This window comes from Streptococcus suis, from assembly GCF_046032115.1.
Classification (GTDB): Bacteria; Bacillota; Bacilli; order Lactobacillales; family Streptococcaceae; genus Streptococcus; species Streptococcus suis_AJ.
On record NZ_JARQOZ010000011.1, the window covers coordinates 49822 to 60414 of the forward strand.

Consider the following 10593-nt stretch of genomic DNA (forward strand, 5'->3'; position numbering starts at 1 on the left):
GAGATAAGGGAAAAAGGGAATGACATCCCCTCAGCCGCCAACTCAAACCTTAAATGTATTGCCATCACTCAAAGTAAAGCTGACTATCCCCCTATCTACCATGATAGTGTTTAATTATAGATTTTGAATGCGTCGTCATCATTGCGTCCGACAAATGGCATTGCTTTGCGGAGTTCTGCACCTACTTTTTCGATTTCAAGATTCTCTGCTTCTTTACGATAAGCTTCCATACGTGGACGGCCTGCTTTATAGTCATTTACAAAGTCATTTGCAAATTTACCAGATTGAATATCTGCAAGGACTGCTTTCATGTTTTCTTTGACTTGGTCTGTAATCACGCGTGGACCTGATACATAGTCACCAAATTCAGCAGTGTTTGAGATAGATTGGCGCATTTTCTTGAAACCACCCTCGTAAACAAGGTCAACGATAAGTTTCATTTCATGGAGAACTTCAAAGTATGCCAATTCTGGTGCATAGCCAGCTTCTGTCAAGACTTCAAAACCAGCTTGCATAAGGGCTGTCAAGCCACCGCAGAGAACAGCTTGCTCACCAAACAAATCTTCTTCTGTCTCTTCTTTGAAAGTTGTTTCCAAAAGACCAACACGGGCTGAACCAACACCTTTTGCCCAGTCCATCGCAATATGTTTTGCATTGCCAGTTGCATCTTGGTAAACAGCATAGAGGGCTGGTACTCCAAAACCTTCTTCAAAGGTACGGCGGACCAAGTGACCTGGACCTTTTGGTGCACACATGAAGACATCCACATCTGCTGGTACCTTGATAAATTCAAAATGAACGTTGAAACCATGGGCAAAACCAAGGGCATTGCCCGCTTCCAAGTTTGGAGCGATTTCTTCATTGTAAAGGTCTGCTTGGATTTCGTCTGGAGCCAAAATCATGATGACATCGGCTTGTTTTGCTGCTTCTGCTACTTCAAAAGTTTCAAAACCGTCTTCTTTTGCCTTGTCAAATGACTTACCTGCACGCACACCGATGATGACATCGTGCCCTGTATCACGCAAGTTTTGAGCATGGGCATGACCTTGTGAACCATAACCGATAACGGCGATACGTTTACCGTCAAGTGCTGCTACTGTTACATCTTTTTCATATTGCATTGTTACTGTCATAATTTTTTCTCTTTTCTATTTTTATTTGTAGTTTTGGATGTTCAAAGAAAATGAAGGCTAGACTAGGCGATGTAGACGAAGATAGAACTAACGTTCATCAAGCCAAATCAACGCAGGATAGGTTTTATTATCGAAAAGGATTAGTCTCTACTAAAGCCAGTCGCACCCGTTCTTGCGATATTCTTAATGCCATAAGGCTGAATCACCCGCAGGAGGGCGTCAATCTTATCTCCATCACCTGTCATTTGAATGGTAATGGAGTGCGGTGCCACATCAACAACATTTGCTCTAAAGGGTTGGATAATCGCTAAAATTTCTGCTCGTTTTGTTGGCGGAGCTGAAATTTTAACAAGAATCACCTCACGCTCTAAGTGGGGAATGTCCGTCAAATCACGGACACGGACCACATCAATCAAGCGGTTTAGCTGTTTGATGATTTGTTCGACCTCATCGTGACTGGCCACGTCTACAATCACCGTCACACGTGAGATACCATCTACTTCTGTTGGGCCGACGGAGATGGACTCAATATTGATTTGGCGACGAGATAGGACACCTGTAAAACGATTCAGAACACCAGATGAATTTCGCAATTTAGCTGTTAACATTCTACGCATTGAACTTCACCCCCAACATTTCTGCATTGCTCTTACCTGCTGGCACCATCGGTTGAACATGTTCACGATTAGAAATATGAACCTCTATGAGCATTGGTTTATCTTCTAAGATAACTTTCATGTCTTCACTTAGAGTCGCTGGATTGTCAAAACTATAATGACTAATTCCATAGGCCTCTGCCAACAGTTGGAAATTTGGCTCATCATCAAAGACTGATTGGCTACGACGTTTTTCATAGAAGGATTCCTGCCATTGACGAACCATTCCAAGAGAGTGGTTATTGATCAATACGACCTTAATCGGTACACCATAGCCATTCAAAATAGCCAATTCTTGGTTGGTCATTTGGAAGCCGCCATCACCAACAAAGATGATTACTTCTTTATCTGGATTAGCTAATTTGGCGCCGATAGCCGCAGGAATACCAAAGCCCATGGTCCCCATGCCACCAGATGTTACAAGTTGACGTGCATGTTTGTAGGGGTAGAATTGGGCAGCCCACATTTGATGCTGACCAACATCTGTCACGACAATGGCATCCCCTTGCGTCAACTGACCAATTAATTCAATTGCCGCCTGTGGCTTAATAACCTTTTCATCTTCATTGTACCAAAATGGCGCCCGACGTTTGTTTTCCAATACTTGTGCCGTCCAATCAGCATAGCTTGTTTCGACTGTTTCTAAAGCAAGCAAAGCTTTCAAGGTTGCCTTAGCGTCGCCCACTACTGGAATAGCCGTTTTGACAACTTTACCAATTTCTGCGGGATCAATATCAATATGTGCTACCGTCGCATTTGGCGCATAGGTTGTTGGATTTCCTGTTAGGCGGTCATCGAATCGCGCTCCAATATTGATAATGTAATCAGCCTGATCCATAGCCATATTAGCAGCGTATGAACCGTGCATTCCCCCCATAGCCAAGGATAATTCATGCTCAATGGGCATTGCACCTAATCCAAGGAGGGTTGAAACTACTGGAATACGGTAGCGCTCTGCAAAGGCAACTAATTCTTTATTGGCATCTGCATAATTGACACCACCACCAGCCAATATAACTGGTTTTTGAGCTTGGCTAAGCTGTTTCAAAATTTTCTTAACCTGCAAACCATTTGGTTCAATCGTTGGCTGATAACTTGGTAGGTGTAGAGTTGGGTCATGATAAAAATCAACAACTCTTTCTTGGATGTCTTTTGGAACATCAATAACAACGGGACCCGGTCTCCCCGTTGTTGCAATATGGAGAGCTTCTGTGATGACTCTAGGAATATCTGCCGTATCCCGAATTTGGTAATTGTACTTGGTAATCGGCATTGTCATCCCCAAGACATCCGCTTCCTGAAAAGCATCTTTACCGATACCACGTGTTGCGACTTGACCAGTAAAAACTAAAAGAGGAACACTATCGCCCATTGCGTCCGCAATTCCAGTAATGGCATTGGTAGCTCCTGGCCCAGAGGTTACAATGGCTACGCCCACCTTTCCTGATGATTTAGCGTATCCTTCGGCCTCGTGGACCGCTCCTTGTTCATGACGAGCCAAAATATGCTGGATTCCCTCATATTGATAGATAGCATCATATAGAGGCAAAACTGCCCCACCAGGATATCCAAAAACAAGGTCTACTCCCAGCTGATGCAGGGTGTCCAAAATGAGATAGGACCCCGAACGCGGTTGGTCTAGTTGAATTTCTTGCACGAATATTCCTCCTCTCTGCAAATGTGTTATCTACTATAATATCACAAGGAAGTAGAATGTCAAGGAATTTTCTGAAAATTCCTACATTTGTTCGTTTTCTTAACTATTTCCTAACATTTTCTTAAGCAAAACTTAAGCAACCCCCTTGACTGGCTTGGTTTCAGCTTGCTTTTAGAAAACTTCAGTATAGTAGTCCCAACAAGAAAAATAAATGAGGTTTAGGATATGTATTATGTAGTGATACCGGCTTACCAGCCAGATGAAAAATTAATCCAACTATTAGAAATAATGAAAAACAGGCTAAATTGTCAGGTCATCGTTGTGGATGATGGTAGTACTGGCGCATCCAAAAATATTCTTGAAATCGCCAAAACCTATGCAATTGTTCTACACCATGATGTCAATAAAGGAAAAGGCCAAGCCTTGCGAACAGCCTTTAGTTTCATCCAAGATTTGAGAAAACCAGGTGTTATCGTAACTGCTGACGCAGATGGTCAACATGCTGTGAATGATATTGACCGCATCGCCCGTGCAGCTATGAATTTGCCAAGTCGCCTGATTCTTGGTGTTCGTCAATTTACCAAAGACATTCCCTTTCGGAGTCGTTTTGGTAACAAACTAACTAGAGTGTTGTTTAGACTGCAAACTGGCGTCAATGTGTCCGATACACAAACAGGCTTGCGTGGATTCCATACTGACTTAATTCCATTCATGTTAGATATTGAAGGCGATCGCTATGAGTACGAGATGAACATGTTAACTCAGGCAAGTCAACGCTATAAAATTACGGAAGTCCCAATTCAAACTATTTATATCGATGATAATGCCAGTTCGCATTTTCGTCCCATAAAAGATGGACTGCTCATTTACAAAAATCTCTTCAAATTTGCTCTGGCATCTTTTGGTGGATTTCTAGTTGACTACGGAGTATATGCACTTGCCTTATTGCTACTCACTAGCTTACCAACTGCTCTACGCTTATTGGTCGCAAATACCCTTGCTCGCATTTGTAGCGCTACCTGTAATTTTGCACTTAACAAGAAGTTAGTCTTTAAAAATAAAGAAAGCGTCACTCGTACTGGAGCCGGCTACTTTACTTTAGCCCTTATCCTCTTCCTTTGTGACACTGCGCTTCTTTATCTCTTCCACCAAATTCTAGGACTCAACCTCTACATTGTCAAACTTGCAGTTGATATCTTCCTTTTCCTAGCTTCTTGGTTTGTTCAAAAGAATATCATTTTTAAAGAAAGGAAATCATTTTCCCATGAAATTGCTTAAAAAACCCTTTGCCTATGCCTCAATCTTCGGAATACTCTTAACCAGTGGGTTCACCTATTCTATGTTGAAAACCTTTGTCATCTCAGAGGCCATCTCAACAGTCTCTGCAAGCAATACCACAGCAAGTAGCCAAGATACAACTACCTCATCTTCATCGACAGCTGCCACCACTGCAACAAACGTATCTACAACAGATACCAGCTATATGGATGACAATATCCAAATTAACTTGGAAACCATCACAACCAACAATACAACTGTCTATGTAGCGGATATCCAAGTTAGCTCGCCAGAGTATTTAAAAACAGCACTTGCGCAAAACACTTACGGTACAAACGTAACAGCTAAAACCTCAGAAACAGCGGCAGCAAACAATGCCATTCTAGCGGTTAATGGTGACTACTACGGAGCCAACTCAACTGGTTATGTTATTAAAAACGGCGTTCTCTACCGTGACACAGTCCGTGACAATGCTTCCTATGGTGACTTGGCTATCTACGCAGACGGCTCATTTGAAATCATTTATGAAAATGAGATTACCGCCCAAGAATTGATTGACAAGGGCGTTGTCAACCTCTTAGCATTTGGTCCATCATTGGTCGAAAACGGCGAAATTGTCGTCGATACTTCAACAGAAGTCGGACGTGCAATGTCATCCAACCCTCGTTCTGCTATCGGGATTATCGATGAAAATCATTATATCATCGTCGTAGCAGATGGACGTACGTCTGAAAGCGAAGGACTCTCTCTCTATCAATTGGCAGAAGTTATGAAACAATATGGTGCTCAAACTGCCTACAACCTTGATGGCGGTGGTTCATCTACTCTTTACTTCAACGGTCAAGTTATTAACAACCCAACAACAAACGGAAATACTATCTCAGAAAGGGCGGTGAGTGACATTGTCTACATCGGTTACTAATTCAACTACAAGAGTTTCAAGAACATTTATCTCCTACTTAGCAATAACAGCTTTCCTGTTTATTTTCAGTCGAATCTATGAAAGTCTCAGCTATGGCGAAGTCTCTGTCTTTATGCATTATATGTTCTGTGTACCATTAATAGGCGGAGCTGTGCTACTCGGTCTGCTGCAACTTATACCTACTCTTTCACGTCTCTCTTATAATTTGTGGAATTCTGGCGTCGCAACTATTACAGCTGGTTGTCTTCTCCGAGGCATTATCAACCTATCTGGACGTTCAACTACCTTAGATCAACCTTATTGGTACATCGGCGCAGCCTTCCTAGTTCTATCGTTAGTCGGTCTTTTCATCAATCCATCCGCAAACAATCGTCGAAAAACGACCACTTAATCTACAAATAAATGATAAGGGCACTTAAAATTCTTAGGTGCCTTTTATTGTAGAATGAATTGTTGGAAAATTCGGAAATTTCCAATTATTTATCAAATCTTTTATCGTTTCTTTCATATCTATGATATAATGGGTAAAATAAGATAGGGAGAAGAAAATTATGACCGATACAAACAAACTTAAAAACCTCCGTCACCGTAGTTCCGTCTACGATTCGATGGTAAAATCACCTAACCGTGCTATGTTACGAGCAACAGGAATGACCGACGATAGCTTTGAAAAGCCCATTGTTGGGGTTATTTCGACATGGGCTGAAAATACACCTTGTAACATCCACCTTCATGACTTTGGAAAATTAGCCAAAGAAGGAGTTAAAGATGCAGGTGCCTGGCCTGTTCAATACGGTACCATCACCGTTGCAGACGGAATCGCTATGGGGACTCCGGGAATGCGTTTCTCACTGACTTCACGTGATATCATTGCAGATTCTATTGAGGCAGCTATGGGAGGACACAACGTGGATGCCTTTGTCGCAATCGGTGGCTGTGATAAAAACATGCCTGGCTCTATGATTGCTATCGCCAATATGGACATTCCTGCCGTATTTGCCTACGGTGGAACTATCGCACCTGGTAACCTCAATGGAAAAGATATTGACCTCGTTTCTGTCTTCGAAGGAATCGGAAAATGGAACAATGGCGACTTAACTGCTGAAGAAGTTCGTCAGATTGAGTGTAATGCCTGTCCTGGTCCTGGTGGTTGCGGTGGTATGTACACTGCCAATACCATGGCTACTGCCATTGAGGTAATGGGTATGTCCATTCCTGGCTCTTCTTCTCACCCTGCTGAATCTCCTGAGAAGAAGGCTGATATTGAAGAAGCTGGTCGTGCTGTTGTACGCATGCTAGAACTTGGCATCAAACCATCTGACATTATGACTCGTGAAGCCTTTGAAGATGCAATCACTGTTACCATGGCACTCGGTGGCTCAACCAACGCTACGCTCCATCTTCTAGCCATCGCCCATGCTGCTAATGTTGAATTAACACTGGAAGACTTCAACGATTTCCAAGAGCGCGTACCTCACTTGGCAGACCTAAAACCATCTGGTAAATATGTTTTCCAAGACCTCTATAATGTCGGCGGTGTCCCTGCGGTTATGAAATACTTGCTCAAAAACGGCTTCCTTCATGGCGATCGCATCACATGTACAGGTAAAACCGTTGCTGAAAACCTAGAGAATTTTGCAGACTTGACTCCAGGTCAAGATGTCATCATGCCACTTGAAAATCCAAAACGTGCAGATGGCCCACTCATCATCCTAAAAGGTAACCTTGCTCCTGAAGGTGCCGTTGCCAAGGTTTCTGGTGTGAAAGTCCGCAACCATACAGGTCCAGCCAAGGTCTTTGATTCAGAAGAGGAAGCAATCGAAGCCGTCTTGACCGATGAAATCGTAGATGGCGATGTAGTCGTTGTCCGCTATGTTGGACCAAAAGGTGGTCCTGGTATGCCTGAAATGCTGTCCCTTTCTTCTATGATTGTCGGAAAAGGCCAAGGTGACAAGGTTGCCCTTCTAACAGACGGTCGTTTCTCTGGTGGTACCTATGGACTGGTTGTTGGACACATCGCACCTGAAGCTCAGGATGGTGGACCAATTGCCTACCTCCGTACAGGTGATTTGGTAACGGTTGACCAAGATACCAAAGAAATCACCATGCATGTTTCTGACCAAGAAATCGAAGAACGCAAGAAAACTACTGTTATCCCACCACTCTACTCTCGTGGTGTTCTCGGTAAATATGCCCATACCGTATCATCTGCCTCTAAAGGAGCCGTTACCGACTTCTGGAGACCAGAACGAAGCGGTAAAAAATAAAAAGAATACAACCCCTGTCACACAATGACCGGGGTTTTTAAAGGAGTAAATGGAATGAAACTAAACGTCGAACTATCCCGCTTCCGCGTTAAGGAAGGCAAGACTGCCAAAGTAGATGAATGGATGGCCTTTCTTAATGACCATTTGGAAGATACTCTGCTCACCCTAGAAGGTGAGAAAATGTATGTCGAAACCATCTTCCGTGAGGTATTGGACGGTCGCGAATACCTTTACTGGTATTCTGTCCAAGCTGAAGGAGGGATTGAAGTCGAAGATTCAGAATCCTATATTGATAAAAAACACATGGAATTTTGGGAAGAATGCATCGACCCGATCTATGGCATGGTAGATCTAACTCCTCAAGTTGTCATGATTCCCAAAGCTATTTATGAAACCATGGAAGAAATAGACAAACAATACGATGAAACATTTAAAAAATGGGAGCGGGAAAGAACTCGACTGGTCTAAAAAAGAGTTCGTCTTCCCACCCCCGCACAGTTGATTAGGTCAGATTTGGAGTGTGAAACACGAACAAATCTGCCAATCAACCACTGCGCTGAGATGTTGACACGAACTCTGAGAAGTGTGGCAGGACTTTTTTCCCAGCCTCATTTTCTTTTTATTTCGGACTGATGCCAAGCGTGATACGTCCGAGACGGCTGATGCGGGTCATCTTCCAAGCAGGAGACCAGACAATCTCTACCTGTGCATCGTTTATACCATCAATCGTTTTCAAGGCTGCAACTAATTCTCCTGGCATGGTATCTGCACAGGAACAACCTGCATCTGTAAAGGTCATGACAACCTTGCAAAAACCAGCTTCATCTAAATGAATCTCATAAATCAAACCCAAATTGTAGATGTCTAGTTCAATTTCAGGATCGTAAATGGATTCCAAAACCTCTATCAACTGTTCTGATACAGTTAACGCTCGTTCATTAATCTGAATATCTTCTCTCATTAGCTTTCTCATCTTTCTAATTTGTATCATTTTCTCATATTTTTTATCAATTATCAAGAAAAATTTGCAAATTCTGAATATTCAAAAAAAGTTTGGCTGAAACCTCTTTTTATAGTTATTTAGTTTTAAGATAGTATTCCAAAGCAGACTGAACAGAACGACCTGTTCTTAACAATTCAGTCACCTTTCTTTTTAGAGTAGCCCAAAACTGTTCGATGGGATTGAGTTCAGGAGAATAAGGTGGTAAGGGAAGAAAGTAATGCCCGCTAGCTATAGAACTCTCATCAAGGTGCTTTTTAGGATGAAAGGTGGCATTATCCATAACAATCAGATGTGGCTCTGATAAGCACGGTAATAATTCCTTTTGATACCATGTCATAAAAAGATCTGCTGTCATTGTTCCGTGATACAACAAGGGTGCTACAATTTGGGAACCAATTTGTCCTGCGACAACAGAAAGCCTTTCAAAACGACGTCCACTAACCTTGTCATAGACTTTTTGACCGCGTACAGCTCTTGCTTTGTGACGATAAAGATAAGTGTCAATGCCAGTCTCATCAATATAGACAATTGGTGTATTAGGAAAAAACCCTAGAACATCTAAGTAGCGTCTAACTTTGTCGCTATCTTGTTCTTTATAAGTTGTCGTCTTTTTTTAAAGTGATGTTCAGTTTTTTTAAGGCTGCCCAAACTGAGGGAATACTACAGTCAAAATGCTCTGCTATTTCCCTTAAGAAAGCATCTGGGTGTTCGTTAACAAAGGCTTCTAACTTATCAAATGGCAATTTGCGAGGGCTTGGTTTTCTTTTTTGGCGCTCCAAATGACCTAGTTCTTTGAGTTGTTTCTCCCACAGATACAGTGTATTAGTGCTAATTCCAAATAACTGACACGTTTCTTTTTTGGAATGACCAGCCTCTACATAATTAATAACTCGTTTTCTAAAATCTATTCCGTAACTTTTCATAAGTATAGTATAACACATACTATATAGAAACTAACAAACTATACCATGAAAAGAATAAAATAACCGAGTAATTTGCCACAGACTGTTAAAGATACGGTTCTCTATAAACTTCTTGCTTGTCCTTCGTTGTCGCCTCCAATAGAAAATAAGTAGCGATGTCCTTGAGTTAGACTATGATAAAACCCATCTCCTTCATAAATTTGAAAAATCCTCATAGTCTTTTGACTTTCTTCATCTTTATAGACATGTTGAATATAGTCATTATCCGAAAACACCTTGTCCAGCAGTTCTTGGCTTGCCAGTCTTGCCTTTCCCTCAATCCGAATAACCTGGATGAGATACTCTTCTTCAGACAAGGCCGACAATGCCACGCGACCATCTTCTATTAACTGTCTATAAAAATGAGTCTCAGAACCAGTCATAAAGAAGATACCATCTTCATTCGCAGCAGTAATATGAATAGGTCGAGCGTGGGGATTTCCTGCTTCATCTACTGTCGCAAAAATCCCCAATTTCATCTCTTCCAAAATTCCCATGATTTCTTTCGTCTTCATCAGCAGCCTCCTTGACATAAATTCTACCTAGATTATAGCAAATTCTATGCAGAAAGTTAAGATGAATAAATCTAAAACCATATTCCTATATCAGATATAGTTGTTTAGTTTTTATTTGATGTATGATAAAATAGACTTATGACTTACGGAATTGATTTTAGAAAACGCGTTATTGCCTATGTCCAATCAGGACACACAAA

12 protein-coding genes are annotated in these 10593 nt (G+C 41.8%); 5 read left to right on the forward strand and 7 right to left on the reverse strand.

Going from position 1 to position 10593, the window contains the following annotated elements; genetic code table 11:
- Positions 1-110 precede the first annotated feature (110 nt).
- From ilvC to P7J36_RS05185, 3 genes are all read right to left on the reverse strand, one after another.
- Positions 111-1133 (reverse strand): ketol-acid reductoisomerase, encoded by a 1023-nt coding sequence (gene ilvC, locus P7J36_RS05175; RefSeq protein WP_009910803.1) that lies wholly within the window; start codon positions 1131-1133, stop codon positions 111-113.
- 140 nt (positions 1134-1273) lie between these two features.
- Positions 1274-1750 (reverse strand): acetolactate synthase small subunit, encoded by a 477-nt coding sequence (ilvN, locus tag P7J36_RS05180; RefSeq protein WP_002942256.1) that lies wholly within the window; start codon positions 1748-1750, stop codon positions 1274-1276.
- A complete protein-coding gene (locus P7J36_RS05185) occupies positions 1743-3446 on the reverse strand; it encodes an acetolactate synthase large subunit (protein WP_408551449.1) in 1704 nt (567 codons plus the stop codon). The genes ilvN and P7J36_RS05185 overlap by 8 nt, the downstream gene beginning before the upstream one ends.
- A 225-nt stretch (positions 3447-3671) precedes the next feature.
- Here P7J36_RS05185 and P7J36_RS05190 point away from each other — a divergent pair, with 225 nt between their 5' ends.
- From P7J36_RS05190 to P7J36_RS05210, 5 genes are all read left to right on the forward strand, one after another.
- The gene (locus tag P7J36_RS05190; RefSeq protein ID WP_408551450.1) at positions 3672-4724 is read left to right on the forward strand and encodes a glycosyltransferase; all 1053 of its coding nucleotides are present in this window, start codon (positions 3672-3674) and stop codon (positions 4722-4724) included.
- Positions 4711-5646 (forward strand): phosphodiester glycosidase family protein, encoded by a 936-nt coding sequence (locus tag P7J36_RS05195; protein WP_408551451.1) that lies wholly within the window; start codon positions 4711-4713, stop codon positions 5644-5646. The genes P7J36_RS05190 and P7J36_RS05195 overlap by 14 nt, the downstream gene beginning before the upstream one ends.
- Complete coding sequence (locus P7J36_RS05200; protein ID WP_032504832.1) at positions 5621-6037, forward strand: hypothetical protein; 417 nt, start codon at positions 5621-5623, stop codon at positions 6035-6037. Before P7J36_RS05195 ends, P7J36_RS05200 begins: the two co-directional genes overlap by 26 nt.
- A 160-nt stretch (positions 6038-6197) precedes the next feature.
- Positions 6198-7913 (forward strand): dihydroxy-acid dehydratase, encoded by a 1716-nt coding sequence (ilvD, locus tag P7J36_RS05205; RefSeq protein WP_408551452.1) that lies wholly within the window; start codon positions 6198-6200, stop codon positions 7911-7913.
- A gap of 54 nt (positions 7914-7967) precedes the next feature.
- Positions 7968-8381, forward strand: a complete 414-nt coding sequence (locus tag P7J36_RS05210) for a DUF6176 family protein (protein ID WP_408551453.1) — start codon at positions 7968-7970, stop codon at positions 8379-8381.
- A 151-nt stretch (positions 8382-8532) separates the two neighbouring features.
- Here P7J36_RS05210 and P7J36_RS05215 read toward each other — a convergent pair whose 3' ends face one another.
- From P7J36_RS05215 to P7J36_RS05230, 4 genes are all read right to left on the reverse strand, one after another.
- Complete coding sequence (locus P7J36_RS05215; protein WP_029187367.1) at positions 8533-8874, reverse strand: metal-sulfur cluster assembly factor; 342 nt, start codon at positions 8872-8874, stop codon at positions 8533-8535.
- Between the two features lie 115 nt (positions 8875-8989).
- Complete coding sequence (locus P7J36_RS05220; RefSeq protein ID WP_408551456.1) at positions 8990-9445, reverse strand: transposase; 456 nt, start codon at positions 9443-9445, stop codon at positions 8990-8992.
- Between the two features lie 64 nt (positions 9446-9509).
- Positions 9510-9839, reverse strand: coding sequence for an IS630 transposase-related protein (locus P7J36_RS05225; protein WP_408551454.1), 330 nt, complete (start codon positions 9837-9839; stop codon positions 9510-9512).
- A 101-nt stretch (positions 9840-9940) separates the two neighbouring features.
- A complete protein-coding gene (locus P7J36_RS05230) occupies positions 9941-10393 on the reverse strand; it encodes a pyridoxamine 5'-phosphate oxidase family protein (RefSeq protein ID WP_029187364.1) in 453 nt (150 codons plus the stop codon).
- Positions 10394-10593 lie beyond the last annotated feature (200 nt).